Annotated in this window: 15 protein-coding genes; 6 read left to right on the top strand and 9 right to left on the bottom strand. The window is 67.1% G+C overall.

Translation table 11 applies throughout. The annotated features are described in order from the left end of the window. From A5779_RS26335 to nei2, 3 genes are all read right to left on the bottom strand, one after another. The coding region (locus tag A5779_RS26335) for a DUF222 domain-containing protein (RefSeq protein ID WP_269085855.1) at positions 1-813 on the bottom strand (813 nt) is incomplete at its 3' end. Positions 814-890: 77 nt separating this feature from the next. Next, on the bottom strand, positions 891-2,186 hold the full coding sequence (locus A5779_RS26330) for an IS481 family transposase (protein WP_064886666.1): 1,296 nt from the start codon (positions 2,184-2,186) through the stop codon (positions 891-893). Positions 2,187-2,372: 186 nt separating this feature from the next. After that, positions 2,373-3,125: an endonuclease VIII Nei2 gene (gene nei2, locus A5779_RS26325; RefSeq protein ID WP_064886665.1), complete on the bottom strand. Its 753-nt coding sequence runs from the start codon at positions 3,123-3,125 to the stop codon at positions 2,373-2,375. Between the two features lie 102 nt (positions 3,126-3,227). Between nei2 and A5779_RS26320 the strand changes: the two genes are divergently transcribed. Beyond that, on the top strand, positions 3,228-3,764 hold the full coding sequence (locus tag A5779_RS26320; protein ID WP_064886664.1) for a TrmH family RNA methyltransferase: 537 nt from the start codon (positions 3,228-3,230) through the stop codon (positions 3,762-3,764). 6 nt (positions 3,765-3,770) lie between these two features. Here A5779_RS26320 and A5779_RS26315 read toward each other — a convergent pair whose 3' ends face one another. Both A5779_RS26315 and A5779_RS26310 read right to left on the bottom strand, forming a co-directional pair. Next, entirely contained in the window at positions 3,771-8,291 is a 4,521-nt protein-coding gene (locus tag A5779_RS26315; RefSeq protein ID WP_064886663.1) for an ATP-dependent helicase, read from the bottom strand. A 36-nt stretch (positions 8,292-8,327) separates the two neighbouring features. Then, positions 8,328-8,981 (bottom strand): TetR/AcrR family transcriptional regulator, encoded by a 654-nt coding sequence (locus A5779_RS26310; RefSeq protein WP_064886662.1) that lies wholly within the window; start codon positions 8,979-8,981, stop codon positions 8,328-8,330. A gap of 62 nt (positions 8,982-9,043) precedes the next feature. Between A5779_RS26310 and A5779_RS26305 the strand changes: the two genes are divergently transcribed. Together A5779_RS26305 and A5779_RS26300 are read left to right on the top strand one after the other, a co-directional pair. Continuing rightward, a complete protein-coding gene (locus tag A5779_RS26305) occupies positions 9,044-10,435 on the top strand; it encodes a cytochrome P450 (RefSeq protein WP_064886661.1) in 1,392 nt (463 codons plus the stop codon). 80 nt (positions 10,436-10,515) lie between these two features. After that, positions 10,516-11,964 carry a lipase maturation factor family protein gene (locus A5779_RS26300; RefSeq protein ID WP_064886660.1) on the top strand — a complete coding sequence of 483 codons (1,449 nt, stop codon included), beginning with the start codon at positions 10,516-10,518 and terminating at the stop codon, positions 11,962-11,964. Here A5779_RS26300 and A5779_RS26295 read toward each other — a convergent pair. The 3 genes from A5779_RS26295 to A5779_RS26285 are packed head-to-tail and all read right to left on the bottom strand — an operon-like array spanning position 11,944 to position 13,982. Continuing rightward, a complete protein-coding gene (locus tag A5779_RS26295) occupies positions 11,944-12,747 on the bottom strand; it encodes an SDR family NAD(P)-dependent oxidoreductase (protein WP_064886659.1) in 804 nt (267 codons plus the stop codon). The two genes, A5779_RS26300 and A5779_RS26295, sit on opposite strands and share 21 nt — an antisense overlap. A 9-nt stretch (positions 12,748-12,756) precedes the next feature. Further along, positions 12,757-13,674: a metallophosphoesterase family protein gene (locus A5779_RS26290; RefSeq protein ID WP_064886658.1), complete on the bottom strand. Its 918-nt coding sequence runs from the start codon at positions 13,672-13,674 to the stop codon at positions 12,757-12,759. After that, positions 13,671-13,982 carry a cupredoxin domain-containing protein gene (locus A5779_RS26285; protein ID WP_413784941.1) on the bottom strand — a complete coding sequence of 104 codons (312 nt, stop codon included), beginning with the start codon at positions 13,980-13,982 and terminating at the stop codon, positions 13,671-13,673. Before A5779_RS26285 ends, A5779_RS26290 begins: the two co-directional genes overlap by 4 nt. Before the next feature lie 315 nt (positions 13,983-14,297). On the opposite strand from A5779_RS26285, the gene A5779_RS26280 reads away from it, so the two are divergent. The 3 genes from A5779_RS26280 (at position 14,298) to A5779_RS26270 (ending at position 15,878) form a co-directional block, all read left to right on the top strand. After that, complete coding sequence (locus A5779_RS26280) at positions 14,298-14,834, top strand: RNA polymerase sigma factor (RefSeq protein ID WP_064886656.1); 537 nt, start codon at positions 14,298-14,300, stop codon at positions 14,832-14,834. Beyond that, positions 14,831-15,547 carry a Rieske (2Fe-2S) protein gene (locus A5779_RS26275; RefSeq protein ID WP_064886655.1) on the top strand — a complete coding sequence of 239 codons (717 nt, stop codon included), beginning with the start codon at positions 14,831-14,833 and terminating at the stop codon, positions 15,545-15,547. The genes A5779_RS26280 and A5779_RS26275 overlap by 4 nt, the downstream gene beginning before the upstream one ends. 88 nt (positions 15,548-15,635) lie before the next feature. Then, positions 15,636-15,878, top strand: a complete 243-nt coding sequence (locus A5779_RS26270) for a hypothetical protein (RefSeq protein WP_236734885.1) — start codon at positions 15,636-15,638, stop codon at positions 15,876-15,878. Between the two features lie 5 nt (positions 15,879-15,883). Here A5779_RS26270 and amaB read toward each other — a convergent pair whose 3' ends face one another. Next, positions 15,884-17,434 carry an L-piperidine-6-carboxylate dehydrogenase gene (amaB, locus tag A5779_RS26265; protein ID WP_064886654.1) on the bottom strand — a complete coding sequence of 517 codons (1,551 nt, stop codon included), beginning with the start codon at positions 17,432-17,434 and terminating at the stop codon, positions 15,884-15,886. Between the last annotated feature and the right edge of the window lie 41 nt (positions 17,435-17,475).

Here is a 17,475-nt window from a genome sequence, read left to right as displayed (position 1 = left end):
ATCCCGCACGGACTCGGCGGGCACGATGCCATGGCCGACCACATACCCCGGATCATCAGAAGTCCCGTTCACGGTGGCCTGGTCGGCCAACACATGCACCACCGCCGCATCCGCGGCCGCGCGCTGCTGTGCGGCGGGGCAGTCCTCACGCCGACACAGACACGGCATGTGCGATTCGAGTCGGGCCACCGGTCCCACCGCATCGGCGCGGCGCTGCTCGCGGGTGCGCGGGTCGTGTTTGCAGACGGTGGCGGCGACGGCATCGAGGCGTTGATTCAGCGCGACCCCGTCGGCGGCGTGGATGTTGGCCCACACCGAGGCCATGCCGGGGCTGCTCGCCTCGACCTGCACGAATCGGCCGTCGTCGATCGGGGGTGGGACCCGTACTCCGTTGGGGTCGAGTTTGGCGATCCATTGATCCACCCGATCCCGCAACTGTCGTTCAGATAGCCGCATCCATTTATGGGCCCGGGTGGCGAGTTCTTCATCCAGTCCGGCCCAGACTGCGGGGTCGACGATGCCGGTGCGGGCGATGAGCATCCGCACCACCCGGTAATCGATGTCGCCGGCGGCGAACCGGGCGGCCACCAACGGGAGTTTGTCGCGTAGTACCCGGGCGTGATGAATCTGGGTGCCGGCCCGGCCCCGACTGATCCGCAACGCCGCTGATACTTCGGCAGAGACTTCTTCGAACGGGTCGGTGGTCCAAAAGATCGACTCGGCCAACTCCTGCTCCCGCAGACTGTCCAACGCCCCGATCGCGGCCAGCCGTCCCGCGATCGCTGCTGATTCCGCGCGTGCTGCGGCACTGATCCGGTCGATCAGGTCGGTGTGATGTATCAGGACATCGGTGACAGTTCTGCATCAGGACATGGGTGACAGTTGGTGTATCAGGACTTCGGTGACGGTTCTGTGGTCTTGGGGCGGGTTCCTGGGGGTCGGCCGTTGCCGACGTAGGTGATGCCGGGTGCGGGGCGGGTGTGCTCGGCGAGGACTTCGCCGTGCAGGTCGGTAATGATGACCGCATCGCCGGTGTTGTTGCCGGTGCTGACGACGAGGACGTGCTCGAACGTGAGGTTCACGTCGACCTTGTAGGACACCGAGTCCAGGCCGATCGTGCCTGATGTGGTCACCGTTCTGAGGTGCGTGCCGGCGGGCAGGTCGGCGGGCAGCTGCGGTCGGGGCCGTTGGTGCCGGCTGGGGATGCGTTGGAAGATGCGTCGGTCAGGTTTCGGTCGGGGTGCATCGGCCTTGGGGGTCGCTTCCCACGCGGTCAGCGGGGTGACGCGGCCGGGCAGCCCTTGATGAGGGCGCTCGGTGTTGTAGATGCGGTCGAATTCGTCGACCTGGGCTTGCAGTTCGTTGAGTGTCTCGGCGAGAGGCTGTTTGTCGAGGTAGCGGAACAGGGTTTGGTGGAAGCGTTCGTTTTTGCCTTGGGTGGTGGGCTTGTAGGGCTTGCCCGTGATCGCCTCCACGCCCAGAGCGCCCACGTGGGTGACGAGTTGGCCGATACACCCGCGCCGCGAAGGGTTCAGTGCTGCTCCGTTGTCGGACAGGAGTCGTTGGGGCACCCCATGATTGGCGACAGCTTTGTCGAAGACGGCGATCGCAGCCTCGGCGGTTTCACCCCAGGCCACGTGCGAGGCCACGGCGTAGCGGGAGTGGTCATCGATGAGTTGGAAGACCACGCACTTGCGTCCACGGGTCAAGACGTACTCGGTGGCGTCAAGTTGCCAGCACGCGTTCGGGGCCGGATACACGAACCGCCGCCAGGCTGAGCGGGGCTTTTTCTTCGGCTCCTGGCGTGCCACTCCGGCCTCGCGGAAGAGGCGTGCCAGCGACGCCGTGGACGGGACCCGCTCCAGACCCATCACGCGCATCTTCTCGTGCACGCTGATCGGCCCGTGATCCAGACCGGACTGCTCAAGGGCGGTACGAACCTTGATGGCCCGATCCTTGATCTCATCGCTCCATGTCGACGGGCTGGTCTTTGGGCGTCGAGTCCTGGGTTCGAGCACCGCGGCCGGCCCGTCGACCTTGGCGCGTTTACGCAACGCGTAGAACGACTTTCGAGATATACCGTGCTCGGCGCAGAACGTCGTCACCGCCCCGCGAGGTGCATCCTCAGGCCACTGCGAGATGGCGAGGCGAACACGAGGATCGATAGGTTCATTAACGGCCACCACCCGAGCCTGGGGTCGGAAGTGTCACCACCAAGACCACCGGAACTGTCACCGATGTCCTGATGCAGAACTGTCACCGATGTCCTGAGACATAACAGGTCGATCAGGTCGGCATCGGATTCGCCTTCGAACATGTGTTCGATTATGCCACGACGCCCCGACACGCGTGGCGGACATTGCGCAACGGCCTTACGTTTGACAGGTCGGACACCAGTACGTCACCCGCTCGCCGCCTTTGTCGGTCTCGATCAATGTCCCGCAGCGGCGGCAGGGCTCACCGGCGCGGCCGTACACCCACAGCTGTCGTCCATGCCGTGTGTCGCCTGTCGTGGTGCGGTTCCAGCGGGACCGGTTGAGCCACAGCATGTCCCGGGCCCGTTGCACGACACGCAGGGGATCGGTCAACGAGCTCACCGGAGAGGTGGGAAGCCGGCCGAAGACGAAACACAGCTCGTTGCAGTAGACATTGCCCACACCGGCCATCACCCGCTGGTCGAGCAGAGCCGGTGCCAGGGGACGGTCCGGATCGGCAGCCAAGTTGGCGGCTGCGGTGCGAGGCTCCCAGTCGGGGCCGAGCAGGTCCGGTCCGAGGTGCTCGACCGCTGCCATGTCGGCGTCGCGGTCCAGAACTTCCAGAACGCCGAGGTCGATCCCTGTCGCCCGACTTTCGGCGGTCTCCAGCACGATCCGGATCCGGTGGGCGGCGCCCTTTGTCCATCCGATGCGCCAGCTGCCCTCCATCTTGAGATGAGAGTGGATGCTGGCCGGCCCCACCCGGATGAAGAGGTGCTTTCCTCGGCTGAGTACCTCGTCGACCATGTGTCCGGTCAGGTCGACGGTGGCATAGCGCGGAACCCGAATATCGCAGCGCGTCAACACTTTTCCCACCAGAGCGGTGCGCAGTGCTGTGGCGGTGTGGAACACGGTATCTCCCTCGGGCATGCTCTCATTGAACCAGTTGTCATGGAAGTCGGCGGCTGCTCGATGGCATAATCGTCTGGTGATCAATAATCGACTCCGCGGGAAGGGCGTTCCCGCCTACCAGTGAGCGGTGAGGCGTCGCATTCGGCGCCTCGTATTCGTACCCGTAAAGAGATCCACCGGCAGCGCCGCTCGGGTCGTCACCAGTGTTGGAACCACATCATCGTCGCGCCACTCTGGCCCAAGCACGGAGTGAACCTCGGCACGCTGCTCCGTACGTGCGATGCAGTGGGTGCATGTCTGGCCGTGCCCCGGCTGCCCTGGGTTCCTGAGGCTCTCCGCAAAGGAAACACCCTGCGGCACAGGTCATGCGTCCATTGGATCTACGGCGACGTCGTCGGCTGGCTGGAGAAGCAGCGGGAGCGATCAACGCACATCATCGGCGTCGAACTCACCGACGAGTCGATTCGGCTGGCGGACCTGCCCGCAGTTCGCACCCGCACGGTATTGGTTCTCGGCAACGAGGGCAGCGGCATCCCCTCCGACGCAATGGAATTGCTCGATCTGGCGGTCGAGATTCCTATGGTGGGCACCGGTCACAGTCTCAACGTGGCAGTTGCGGGATCGCTCGTGCTGTACAAGGTCGCAGGCCTACTGTGAGGCCGTCTACCGAAGTCGCAACCCGCGCGGGGTCCGGGCGAACCCGACGCCGACCAGCGCCTCTTGCACGCTGGCGCGATCCTCGTCGACCCCGGGATCGAGTACGGCAACCCCGTTGATCCGCTCGACCAGTAGTGACGGCATGCGCCCGGCGGTCACGAGTTCGGCCAGCGCGCCTGCGGCGGCCCGCTGTGTGTCGGGATCGGAGGTGAAGCTGAGCAGGGACTTGCCACCACGTTCCAGGAACCACACCAACTGCCCGTCGACGAGTGCGACGAGGGCGCCGGCCTTGCGGCCGGGCCGATGGGCATCGGAGTCGCCTGAGCGATCGGGCCAGGCCAACGCGGCGCCGTACGGGTTGGCCGGGTCGGTCGCGGCGAGCATGACGGCGTGGTACTCGGGGCGCCGGGGATCGACTCCGTCGAGATAGGACCGGAGCCGGTCGACGGTCGAGGCCGCCGCGAACTGGGCCCCGCCGAGTGACTCGACGAAATAGCCCCGCTGGCAGCGACCGGCATCCTCGAATGCACTCAGCACCTTGTACAAGGTGGCGAACCCGCCCGGCACGCCCTCAGCTGCCGCCGCCCCCTTGGTCAGCACCCCATGCCGGTTCAACAGCAGCTCGGCCTGGAAATGCGCCCGCACGGTCGAATCCGGTTCGGCACCAGGCAATGCCGACCACCGGCCGGACACCATCGGATCCGCCGCGCGACTGTGCGGGCGTGCGACGCTGTAGCGGCTGAGTCGTGGCGGCCGCTGACGCTGACGGTGTGCAGGTGCCCCAGTCCGTCGGGGACCAGACAGCATCGCCCGCACCGGAGCGAAGGTATCTCCGGTGACCCAGCCGGCCCAGATCAGCTCCCACAGAGCCGTTTTGAGCTCGGATTCGGCGGTTTGATCGGTCAGCTGACGGAAGAAATACGCTCCGCCGTGCCCCAGCGTCTCCATGATGGCCCGGTGGGTATCGGTGAACTCGATCTCGGCAGGGACCGGCAGCGTCAGCGGCGCCGTCTCAGCCAGGTGGAACGTCACCCAACCGTCAGTGCTGCCGATCTGCCCGGCACCGGACCACATGACCTCCCCGGAAGCGAGCAGCTCATCCAACATGGCCGGCTGATAGTCGCGAACCCGCTGCCCAAACACCAGCGATTCCACGGCCGACGCGGGCAGGAGGACCCCGGCCAGTTGCTCGATCACCGAGGCCAACCCGTCGATACCCGAGCTGTGGCTGGACCCGACGTGCTGCCAGGACGGCAGGAAGCGGCCATAGGCCGCGGTGCTGACTGGCTCGACCTGGGCGCGCAACGCGGCCAATGAGCGACGGCGCAGGATGCGCAGTACCTCGGTATCGCACCATTGGTCGCCGGGAAGATCGTCAACGAACTCCCCGCGCACCAACCGGCCGTCGACAGCCATGCGGCCCAACACATCTGCGGTCACCCGCAGGCCGAGCCCGAACCGCGCGGCGACCTCGGTGGTGGTGAACGGACCGTGGGTACGGGCATAGCGTCCGATCAAATCCCCCAGGGGGTCGTCGACGGATTCGGTGAACGCCATGGGGACCCCGACGGGTACCGGCGCACCGACCCCGTCGCGCAACAGCCCGATGTCTTCCACTGCTGCCCACCAGGTCCGGCCGGCGTAGGTCACGGGCAGCGCGCGTTTGGCGGCGTGCAGCCCGTCGAGCCAGCCCCCGATGGTGTCGGTGGTGGCGCGCTCGGCGATCTCGGCCTCGGTGAGCGGCCCCAGCATCCGCAACAGGTCGGCCACCGCCTCGGCATCGCGTGCGGCTCGTTCTTCCGTCAGGTGTTGTAGCTGAGCCGAAGTCGACGCGACGACCGCCGGATCCAGCAGTTCACGAAGCTCGACGCGTCCCAGCAGTTCGGAGAGCAGGACGGTGTCCAGGGCGAGTGCGGCAGCGCGCCGCTCGGCCAGTGGACTGTCACCCTCGTACATGAACGCGCCCACGTAGCCGAACAACAGCGAGGCCGCGAACGGTGACGGGGTGGCGGTTTCCACCTCGACCACGCGCAGCCGGCGTTGGGCCACTCGACGCATCAGCTCGGTCAGGGCGGGGACGTCGTAGACGTCCTGCAGGCATTCGCGCACGGTTTCCAGCACGATCGGGAAGTCCGGGTACTTGCGGGCGATGTCGAGCAGTTGTGCGGCGCGTTGCCGTTGATGCCACAACGGGGACCGCTTGCCCGGGTGCCGGCGCGGCAGCAGCAGTGCCCTCGCGGCGCATTCGCGGAAGCGGGACGCGAACAACGCCGACCCGCCCACCTCGGCCGTGACGATGGGTTCGATCTCGTCGGCGTCGAACACGAACAGGTCTGCACCGGGCGGTGTTTCGCCGCTGTCGGGCAGCCGCACGATGATGCCGTCGTCTGAGGCGGTGGGCTTCTCGTCGATCCCGTAGCGTTCCCGCAACCGTCGGCCGACCGCCAGGGCGAGCGGCCCATGGACCCGCAGGCCGTACGGAGAATGCAGGATCACCCGCCAATCGCCCAGCTCGTCCCGGAAGCGCTCCACCACAAAAGTGCTGTCGCTGGGGACCACACCGGTGGCCTCGCGCTGATCGTGCAACAGCTGGTACAGGTTGTCGGTGGCGAAGTCGGCGAAACCCATTGTCTGGCAACGTTCATCGAACTCAGCGCGATTGAGTGCGGCGAGTTCCCCGGTGAAGGCCCCGACCGCCGCGCCCAATTCGGCGGGCCGTCCCACACTGTCGCCACGCCAGAACGGCAGCCGGGCCGGCTGACCCGGGGCGGGGATCACCAGAACCCGGTCGTGGGTGATCTCGGTGATCCGCCAACTTGTGGCGCCCAGCGAGATGACGTCTCCCGGGCGAGATTCATAGACCATCTCTTCATCGAGTTCGCCGACTCGGGAAGGCTTTTCGGATTCGGTGGCCAGGTACACGGTGAACAGCCCGCGATCGGGAATGGCCCCGCCGGAGGTGACTGCCAGGCGCTGGGCGCCGGGGCGGCCGGTCAGGGTGCCGTGGTCGCGGTCGTAGACCAGCCGCGGCCGCAGCTCGGCGAACTCCGTGGACGGATACTTCCCGGACAACAGGTCCAACGTCGCTTCGAACGCACTGCGCGGGAGCGTGGCGAACGGAGCGCTGCGGCGCACCGCGTCGAACCAGGCGTCGGCATCCACCGGTTCCAGGGCGGCCGCCGCGACCGTGTGCTGGGCCAGCACGTCGAGCGGGTTGGCCGGCACCTGCATTGTCTCGATGTCGCCGGAGCGCATGCGCTGCACCGTCACCGCGCAGCCGATCAGGTCGGTGCGGTGCTTCGGGAACAGGACGCCCTGGGAGATCTCGCCGACCTGGTGCCCGGCGCGTCCGATGCGCTGCAGCCCGCTGGCGACCGACGGCGGCGACTCGACCTGGATCACCAGATCGACCGCACCCATGTCGATGCCCAGCTCCAGGCTGGAGGTGGCGACGACGGCGCGCAGGCGGCCGCTCTTGAGGTCGTCTTCGACCTGGGCCCGCTGCTCCTTGCTGACCGAGCCGTGGTGGGCCCGGGCCAGTAGCGTGGGCGCGCCGTTGGCCTGCCCACTGGCCATGAGTTGGGCCGGCGCACCCCCGCCGACCTGTGGGTTGTGGTCGAGTGAGAGCTCGATGCCGGCGCGCTCGGCGTGGATCTCGTTGAGACGTGAGGTCAGCCGCTCTGCCAGCCGGCGGGAGTTGGCGAACACGATCGAGGACTGGTGGGCCTCGATCAGGTCGACGATGCGCTCCTCGACGTCCGGCCAGATGCTGTTGTTGTCGAGGTTGGCCATGTCCGGCACCGGGACCTGTACGGAGAGATCGAAGGTCTTGCCGGAGGGAGGGGCGACGATGGTGGTGGGGGCCTGGCCGGAAAGGAACCTGGCCACCTCCTCGGGAGGGCGCACCGTGGCCGACAACCCGATCCGCTGGGCGGGTTTGTCGAGCAGCTGGTCGAGCCGCTCGAGTGAAAGAGCCAGGTGCGCACCACGTTTGGTGGCGGCGACGGCATGGACCTCGTCGACGATCACTGTCCGGACCGAGGCAAGGGTCTCGCGGGCCGCCGAGGTCAGCATCAGGAACAGGGATTCCGGCGTGGTGATCAGGATGTCGGGCGGCTTGGCCAGCATCGCGCGGCGCGCACTGGGTGGGGTGTCCCCGGAGCGAACGCCGACGCTGATGGACGGGGCCGGCACCCCGTGACGTTCGGCCACCCGGGTGATCCCGGTCAGCGGGGTGCGCAGGTTGCGTTCGACGTCGACGGCCAGCGCCTTGAGTGGCGACACGTAGAGCACCGTGGTGCCGGAGCGGGGATCGGGCGGCAACTGGGCCAGCTCATCGATGGCCCACAGGAACGCGGCGAGGGTCTTACCCGACCCGGTGGGGGCGATGACCAGGGTGTTCTGCCCCTCGGCGATCGCGGACCAGGCCTGTGCCTGGGCGGCCGTCGGGGCCGGGAAGGCAGCCGTGAACCACTCCCGGGTCAGCGCACTGAACCGGGCCAGCGGATCTGCCGGCGTGGTGGTCATCTAGCCATCCTGCCGCGCGGCACCGACAAGTGGGTTTCAGCGGTGTTCGGGAGCGGCCGCACACACCAGTTCGGCGGGCAGGCCCGGGACCCGGCCGAGGGCGTCGAGCAGGGCATGCGCGCAGCTGTCGGCGACGAATCCCGCGTCGATCGAGGGGTCCTTCAGCCGTTGCCGGCACATCTCGAAGGTCAAGGCCAGCCAGCCGTACACGGTGGCCCGCAGATCGCGTTCGACCTTGGCGTCCAGAGTCTCGGACACCGCGTCTCTGATCCGGCCCATGATCCGGTCGGCCTGGCGGTCGTTGTCGATATCGTCGACGCCGCGCAACACCGGGTCGGTGCGACCGAGGCCCATGTACGCCGCCCACGCGCCGTGCGGATGCTCCTCGTCGTAGCGCAGATAGGCCAGAACTCCGGCGCGCAGCTGGCCGAACAGGCTCTGACCAGGCTCGGGAGGCGTGCTGGTGGCCTCGAACAACCGCTCGCCCTCGGCCCGGACGACGGCGGCGAAGAAGGCCCGCTTGTCGGGGAAGTAGTGGTACATCAGGGCGCGAGAGACCCCGGCGCGCTCGGCGATCTCGTCGATGCGGACCTCGTCGTACGGCCGCTGGCCGAACACCTCGGCTCCCAGCGCCAACAGCTCGTTGCGTCTGTCGGCGGGGGACAGCCGGCGTCTCGACTCGGCACCCACGACTGCAGCCTAACGCCAAGCCCTTACTTGACACATGTATAACAAGGCGGAATCTTGGTGTCATGACCGTCTTGGGCGCGCGGACCTCACCTGAAGGCGCCAAGTATCCGAAACTGCCCCACCCGCCGCGGCGGGTGCCCCTGCTGGGTGACATCTTCGGGCTGCAGCCGGATTCCTCGATGCAGAACGCCATGGGCATGGCCGAGCTGGGGCCGATCTGCGAGTTCCGGTTCCTGGGTGCCCGTTACGTGGTGGCCGCCGGCGCCGACGCGGTCAACGATCTCAACGACGAAACCCGGTTCTGCAAGCATGTGGGCCCTGATATCGAGGCCCTGCGGATCGTCGCCGGCGATGGACTGTTCACCGCCTACAACGACGAGCCGAACTGGCTCAACGCCCATCAGCTGCTGATGCCGGCCTTCAGCCAGGCCGCGATGCGGCGCTACCACGCGGTGATGTTCGACGTCGCAGACGAGCTCACCGACCATTGGGATCAGCAGGCCGGTACCGGCGAAACCGTCGACGTCTCGGCCGACACCACCCGGGTCACCCTGGAGACCATCGGGCGGTGCACCGCCGGCTACTCGTTCCGGTGTTTCCAGAGCGACACCGTCCACCCGTTCGTCGCACACATGGTCTCGGCGCTGCTCGGCGCCGACCGGCTCGGGGTACTGCGCGAGACCTTCCTGCCCTCCTTCGTCTACCGGGGCTACGAGCGCCGACTCCGCCGCGACGCGCGCTATCTGCACGCACTCGCCGACGACATCGTCGCCACCCGGCGGGCCCAGCGCTCGGGCAGCCACGACGACCTGCTGCAGATCATGCTGGAGTCCGATCTCGACGCCGCCAACATCCGCTACCAGCTGATCAACTTTCTGATTGCAGGGCATGAAACCACCTCTGGTGCCTTGTCATTCGCGCTGTACTTCCTGTCGCGGCACCCGGAGGTGTTGGCCCGGGCCCGCGCCGAAGTCGAGGAGGTGTGGGGCGACGAGCAGCGGCCCGAGTTCGAGAAGATCGCCAAACTGCGGTATGTCCGGCGGGTTCTCGATGAGTCATTGCGGTTGCAGCCCACGGTTCCGGCCTACTATCGCGCGGCCCGCGAGGACACCGTGCTGGCCGGAATTCACCCGATGCGCAAGGGCGACTGGGCGCTGGCCCTGACCTCGACCCTGCACCGGGATCCGCGCTGGGGGCACGGCCCGGAGGCATTCGACCCCGACCGGTTCACCCCGGAGCAGATGCGGACGCGTCCCGGTGGCCTGTACAAGCCGTTCGGAACCGGTGAAAGATCTTGCATAGGTAGACAGTTCGCGCTCCACGAAGCCGTGTTGATGTTGGCCGTACTGATCCGTCGCTATGAGCTGATCGCTGATCCGGACTACACGCTGCAGGTGCAGGAGCGCCTGACCATGATGCCGGCCGGCTTCCGGTTGAGCCTGCGGCGCCGCTAGCGTCGGCGTACCGCGCATGAAATGTCCCGATTCGGGGTACCGTTTTCGTGGACACGCCCGCAACGTCGTCAGGTCCGCGCATGGAATGGTTCATCGCAGACGAATACTGGTTGGCCCGACAGGTATTGCAGCGGGGGACCGCAGCGATCTACCTGATCGCGTTCATCGTGGCGGCCCGGCAGTTCCGCGGCCTCCTCGGTTCTCGAGGCCTGCTGCCGATTCCGCGATTCCTGGCTGCCAACTCATTCCGTAGCGCCCCGAGCCTGTTTCAGTTTCACTACAGTGACCGCTTCTTCGCCGGCGTGTGCGCAACGGGGGCGCTGCTCTCCGCCGCTCTGCTCGCCGGCTGCGGAGACATGGTGCCGCTGTGGGTCGCGATGCCGGTCTGGCTGCTCCTGTGGGCGTTGTACCTGTCGATCGTGAACGTCGGCCAGACGTGGTACTCGTTCGGGTGGGAATCGCTGCTGCTGGAAGCCGGGTTCCTGGTGATCTTCCTGGGCAACGACGACGTCGGCCCGCCGCTGCTGGTGCTGTGGTTGGCTCGGTGGTTGGTGTTCCGGGTCGAGTTCGGTGCCGGGTTGATCAAACTCCGCGGTGATCCGTGCTGGCGCAACCTCACCTGCCTGTACTACCACCACGAAACGCAACCCATGCCGGGGCCGCTGAGCTGGTTCTTCCATCACCTGCCCAAGCCGCTACACCGAATCGAGGTGGCCGGCAACCACTTTGCCCAACTCATCGTGCCGTTCGCCTTGTTCGCCCCGCAACCGGTGGCCAGCGGGGCCGCGCTCGTCGTGATCATCACCCAGCTGTGGCTGGTCGCGTCGGGCAACTTCGCCTGGCTCAACTGGATCACGATCGTCCTGGCCTTCAGTGCGGTGTCGGATTCCAGTGCCGCCGCACTTTTCCCGGTTCCTGAACATCAATTCGGCCCGACCCCAGTGTGGTTCATCGTGACGGTGGTCGGCTTCGCGGTCGCGGTGGCGGTGATGAGCTACCTGCCGGCCCGCAACCTCATCTCGAAACGTCAGCGGATGAATGCCTCGTACAATCGGTATCACCTGGTGAATTCCTACGGCGCGTTCGGCACTGTCGGGCGCGCCCGTGACGAGGTGGTGTTGGAGGGCACCTCGGACGCCAGCCTGGGTGAGCACACCGTGTGGAAGGAGTACGAGTTCAAGGGCAAGCCCGGCGATGTCCGTCGATGGCCGCGGCAGTTCGCGCCCTATCACCTTCGGTTGGACTGGCTGATGTGGTTCGCCGCCATCTCACCGGCGTACGCTCACGGCTGGCTGCGCATGTTGCTGACCCGGCTGCTGGAGAACGATCGAGACACCCTGAAGCTACTGCGGTGCAATCCCTTCCCGGACGATCCGCCGCGATACGTTCGGGCGAAGCTGTACCGGTACGAGTTCAGCACCTGGACCGAGCTGCGGCACGAACACGTCTGGTGGCACCGCATATCGCTGGGTGTGTATGTGCCGCCGCAATCGTTGCCGGCAGGCCGCTCATCGGCCGGAGCGCAGTGACCGCTGATAGCGGCGCATCCCGGCGATCCACCGATCGTAATCCGAACCCTTGTGCCGGTACATGTCGAGCACCTGCGGATGCGGCAGCACGAGAAATCGGCCCGACTGCACGGCCTCGACCGTTGCGGTGGCCACCTGCTCAGCGCTGATGACCTCGCCGGACTGCACGATCGACGCCGCGCCGGCCGCGGCGTCCGGATCGGCCGAAGTGCGTACCGCGTCGAGGAGTGGGGTGTCCACACCCAGCGGGCACACACAGCTGACCCCGATGTTGTCGTCGCCGTAGGTGATGGCCAGCCATTCGGCGAAGCCGACCGCGGCGTGCTTGCTCACGGCATACCCGGCGGCTCCGATCTGGGACAGCAGACCGGCCGCCGAGGCCACGGATACGAAGTATCCGCCGCCGCGCGACAACCATTGCGGCACAAGCACCTGCGCGGCGCGGATATGTGCGCGCAGGTTGACGTCGAGAATGGCGTCCCAGCTCTCGTCGGTGCCGAGGCCCGGCGCGCCGAGGATCCCGGCGTTGGCGACGTAGATGTCGGCCGGACCGAACTCGGTGGCGGTCAGCTCCTCGATATCGGCGGTGGCGCAGGCGTCGGCCCGAACGCCGAGCGCCTGCCCGCCGGCCGCCAGGATCTGGGCGGCAGTCTGCTCGGCCGACTCCGCATCGAGGTCGGCGGCGACCACCCGGGCGCCCGCCGCGGCGAACGATGCGGCCAGCGCACGGCCGATTCCCGATCCGGCGCCGGTGATGATCGCCACCGAGTTCTCAATCTGCATGCCTCCTGCTTACAGCCGGTCCTCCTTGAGCGCCAGTGCCGTGGTGCCCTTGGTGTAGCTGACTTCCCGGATTCCGAGTGCGTCGTGCAGGCGACCGGCCGGGAGGGTCAGCGGTTTGGGTGCCGGACCGTCGCCGGGATGCGGGAGGGGATAGGCGGTGGTGGTTCCGCTGTAGAACGTCACGTTGCCCTCGGTCTTCGAGAACAGTTGGTGCACATGTCCGTTGAGGCAGGTGACCGAAGCGAACCGGCGCAGGTAGCTCAACGCCTGGGTGGCGTCGTCGGTGCCCCAGCCCCAGTCCGGGTACATCGCGAACAACGGAATGTGGCTGAACACCACGATCGGAGTATCCGAGGACAACGGGGCGACGTCCTTTTCGATGAAGTCCAGTTGGTCGACACCCAGGTGGCCCAGCTTCTTCAGGTTCAACGTGTTGACCAGCCCGATGACGTGTACCCCGGCGATGTCGAAGCTGTGCCACCCGTCGCCGCGGGTGCCCGCGCCGAACACCGACCGGTACTTCTGGCCGGCGTCGTCGACCGAATCGTGTTCGCCGGGCACGGTGAACACGTGCGGGGTCTTGAGGCCGCTCATCATCTGCTTGACCTGATCGAACTGTGCAGGCGTGGACAGGTGGGTGAGATCACCGGTGTGAATGACGAAATCCGGGGTGTAGCCCAGCGAATTGATCTGATCGACGGCCCGGCCGAAGGACCCGGCCACATCGGTGTTGGCGGATCCGTTGAACCCGATATGGCTGTCGGAGACCTGGGCAAAACGCACCGTCGGCCCCGATACCACCCCGGAGGGTTTGGCCGCGGCATGCGAGATCACCTCACCGCCGACCACCGCGAGTCCGACCGCGGCGCCGAACCAGGCGCCGTGGCGGATGAGTTGGCGACGGCTCATGGTGTGCGAATCGGTCATGGGGTCACCACCACGGTGCCGTGCATGGAGGGATGTATCGAGCAGATGTAGTCGTAGCTGCCCGGATTGGTGAAGGTGAAGCTGAAGGTGGCGTTGGAGTCCATGCCGGGGGAGCGGAACGAGCCGTCGCCGGCCGCGACGGTGTGCGGTTCCTCGTCGTGGTTGGTCCACGTCACGGTGTCGCCACGGTGCACCGTCAGCGTGGCGGGAGCGAACGCGAAGTTGTCGATGCTCACCGCGGTTCCGGAGATCGGTGGCGGCGGTGTGGTCGACGGTGCGGGCGGGCCCATCGAACCCATTCCGTCCATCGGGGCCATGCCGACCGATGTGCCGCCGGAGGCACTGAAATCCACCGTCGGCGGCGCCGCGGACGGCGTACTCGAGCAGGCGGATGCCGTGATCGCGAGGGCGGCGACAGCCGCATGTGCCGGGAGTCGTCGGACCATCGGGACCTCCTTGTGTCAGGGAGCGGTGCGAAACAGTCACCAGGAGATAGCGCGCCGGGTTACACGGGCGGCTGCCGGTCGGGTGTGAACTTCGCGCGCGTGTAACCCGTCGTCCTACCTAGGTGTGCGGAAGCTCTGTGCGGGGCTCCCCACGACGAAGGGCGGGTGGGATGCGCAATGCCGGCCGAATGTGAGCGCCCGGAACTGCGGATCGTGCCGGAGGGGTGTTATCCGAGCTGGGACGCCGTGTACGACGACAACGTGACGTGGGTGTATCGATTGCTCTACGCGCGGTTGGGGAGCCGGGCCGACGCCGAGGACCTGACCTCGGAGGTCTTCTTGGCTGCGCTGCGGCCGCTGCGGCTCTCGGCGAGCGTGGCCGAGGTCCGCTCCTACTTGCGGACGACCGCGCGCACCGTGCTGGCCGCGCACTGGCGGGCGACGATGGGACGCGAGATCACAGTGATCGAGGACGACATCGCTGCGGCAGAGCGTGAATCGGACAGCGGGACCAGCACCGCACCGCAACGTGTCGCCGAGGTCCTGGCCCAACTGCCACCGCAGTACCGCCGCGTGCTCGAACTGCGTTTCCTGCAGGGCTGTTCGGTGCGGGAATCGGCGAATGACATGGGGGTCAGCGTCGCCAACGCCAAGGTGCTGCAACATCGGGCACTGCGACTGGCCGCTCAGATCAACGAGGGAGGGTCACGGTGACCAGGCGCGGGGTACGCAAATACGTCGACGATCTACTCGCCGGGCGACGACCCGAATCCTTCCCGGCCGACGACTTCGACGCCGCACAGATCCGTGCGGCGATCGAACTACGGGCAGCACGGCCCGACCCAGTCGAGCCCCGGCCGGAGTTCGTCGACGACCTCAAGAGCCGTATCGCCCAACATCTTTCCGACGGAGAAGCGGCCGTACCGGCGCCTGCGCGGCAGGGGCCGTCGGCCACCCGCCGGCAGGTCATCGTGGGCACCGCCGCGGCGGCGACGGCCGCTGTCGCAGCCGTATCGATCGATCATGTGGTCACCGGCCGGGAGCAGCCCACCGAACCTGCGCAGGCCGGCGGCGGTGACCTGGTGCCCAACGACGGCCAGTGGCTGCCGGTGGCGAGAAGCGCCGATCTTGCCGAGGGGTCGGTGCTGCCGTTCGACCTCGGCACCGTGTCGGGATTCGTCCGTCGGGCGGGGGGCACGGTCGACGCGGTGTCGGGGGCGTGCACCCATCAGGGGTGCAAGCTGTGGTTCGACGGGGCTGCGGACAGCCTGCGTTGTCCGTGCCATGTGACATCGTTCTCGCCGGCCGGCCAGGTCCTCACACATCAACTTCCGATCGCCCCGAAGCCGTTGCCGCACTTCGATGTCCGGGAGCGTGACGGGAGCATCGAGGTGTTGGCCCCGAGGCCGCCGGCGCGGCCGGCCTGAACCGGATGTAACCACCGTGCGTATCGATAGGTGAAACCTACGGATGCGGGAGGGCCTCCAGATGAATAGATCGATATGCGCTGTGGCAGTGGCAATAGGACTCGTCAGCGCTGCCGCCCCGGCCTCAGCAGCACCCACCGGCGGTACCAGAGCACCGGATGTGGTGCGGGACCTGACGGCGGCCGGGTACACCGTTCAGATCAATGGGGACAACGGAGTTCCACTGTCGCAGTGCAGGGTAACCGATGTGCACGGGGTGCCTGCAACGCGCACCACCGCGCTGCAGTTCACCACCGTGTACGTCGACGTCGTGTGTCAACAAGACGGATGATCGGGTTATCCGAAGTGCACGCCCTGCGCCAGCGGCAGCTCGGAGGAGTAGTTGACGGTGTTGGTGGCGCGACGCATGTAGGACTTCCAGGCATCGGAGCCCGATTCGCGGCCACCACCGGTGTGCTTCTCGCCGCCGAACGCGCCGCCGATCTCGGCGCCCGAGGTGCCGATGTTGACATTGGCGATACCGCAGTCGGATCCGTCGGCGGCCATGAACCGCTCGGCCTCGCGGACGTCGGTGGTGAAGATGGCCGAGGAAAGCCCTTGCGGTACCGCATTGTTCAGGGCGATCGCGTCGTCGATGTCGTCGTAGGTCAGGACGTAGAGAATCGGCGCGAACGTCTCGGTGTGCACCACCGCGGATTGCGCCGGCATCCGGACCACTGCGGGAGCCACGTAGAACGCACCTTCGTCACCCAGGTCGTGACGCTCACCGCCGAACACCTCGCCGCCATCGGCGCGGGCCTGCTCCAGTGCCCCGACCATGTCGCGATAGGCGCGAGTGTGGATGAGCGGGCCGACCAGGGTGCCGTCCACGCTCGGATCACCGACGGGCAGGCTCTGGTAGGCCGAGACGATTCGGGACACCAGGTCGTCGGCGACGGACGAGTGCACGATCAATCGGCGCAGCGTGGTGCAGCGCTGTCCCGCGGTCCCCGCGGCCGAGAACACGATGGCGCGCACGGCGAGATCCAGATCCGCAGAGGGCGCCACGATCGCGGCATTGTTGCCACCCAACTCGAGCAGCACCTTGCCGAACCGGGCGGCCACGCGTGGACCCACCTGCTGACCCATCCGGACCGAACCGGTCGCGCTCAGCAGCGCCACCCTCGGATCGTCGACCAGTCGTTCACCCAACTCGCGCCCGCCGAGGATCAGCCGGCTCACTTCGGTCGGCGCACCGACATCGGTCGCGGCGCGTTCAATCAGCGCCTGACAGGCGATCGCGGTCAGTGGTGTCAGCTCAGAGGGTTTCCACACCACGGTGTCGCCGCACACCAGGGCGATCGCGGTGTTCCACGCCCACACCGCAACCGGAAAGTTGAACGCGGTGATCACCCCGACGACGCCCAGCGGGTGCCAGGTCTCCATCAGCCGGTGTCCAGGGCGTTCGGAAGCGATGGTGCGGCCGTACAACTGGCGCGACAGTCCGACTGCGAACTGGCAGACGTCGATCATTTCCTGCACCTCGCCGAGCGCCTCTGAGGTGATCTTGCCCGCCTCCACCGTCACCAGTGTCGCCAGATCTGTCTTGTGCTCGACGAGCAACTCGCCCAGACGTGCCACCAACGCGCCGCGCACCGGTGCCGGGGTGGTGCGCCACGTCGAGAAGGCTTGTGCCGCAGCGGTGATCGCGGCATCGACCTCATCGGAAGTGTCCTCTGGCAGCGTGAACAATACGTCGCCGCTGATCGGGGTGCTGGCGTGCAGACCAGGACCCGGTGCGGTCGGCTCACCGAGTTCGACGCCGGCACCAATGGAGTTCAGGGCCTGCCGTACCTGCCTCCGCAGTTCCTCCGCGGTGGGGAGGTGGGTCCGTTCGGTGGTGGTCATCGTCTGCCTTTCTGGTTGGTGGCGGCGTTACAGTTCCGACC

The sequence above is a fragment of the Mycolicibacterium peregrinum genome (assembly GCF_001665625.1).
GTDB classification, from domain to species: Bacteria; Actinomycetota; Actinomycetes; order Mycobacteriales; family Mycobacteriaceae; genus Mycobacterium; species Mycobacterium peregrinum_B.
This window is presented reverse-complemented; position numbering and strand designations above follow the sequence as displayed.

Excerpts from the sequence above, each read along its gene's own strand:
- nei2 (WP_064886665.1), bottom strand. The coding sequence starts at position 3,125 with ATGCCCGAGGGAGATACCGTGTTCCACACCGCCACAGCACTGCGCACC.
- A5779_RS26315 (WP_064886663.1), bottom strand. The coding sequence starts at position 8,291 with ATGACCACCACGCCGGCAGATCCGCTGGCCCGGTTCAGTGCGCTGACC.
- A5779_RS26305 (WP_064886661.1), top strand. The coding sequence starts at position 9,044 with ATGACCGTCTTGGGCGCGCGGACCTCACCTGAAGGCGCCAAGTATCCG.
- A5779_RS26300 (WP_064886660.1), top strand. The coding sequence starts at position 10,516 with ATGGAATGGTTCATCGCAGACGAATACTGGTTGGCCCGACAGGTATTG.
- A5779_RS26295 (WP_064886659.1), bottom strand. The coding sequence starts at position 12,747 with ATGCAGATTGAGAACTCGGTGGCGATCATCACCGGCGCCGGATCGGGA.
- A5779_RS26290 (WP_064886658.1), bottom strand. The coding sequence starts at position 13,674 with ATGACCGATTCGCACACCATGAGCCGTCGCCAACTCATCCGCCACGGC.
- A5779_RS26285 (WP_413784941.1), bottom strand. The coding sequence starts at position 13,982 with ATGGACGGAATGGGTTCGATGGGCCCGCCCGCACCGTCGACCACACCG.
- A5779_RS26280 (WP_064886656.1), top strand. The coding sequence starts at position 14,298 with ATGCCGGCCGAATGTGAGCGCCCGGAACTGCGGATCGTGCCGGAGGGG.
- amaB (WP_064886654.1), bottom strand. The coding sequence starts at position 17,434 with ATGACCACCACCGAACGGACCCACCTCCCCACCGCGGAGGAACTGCGG.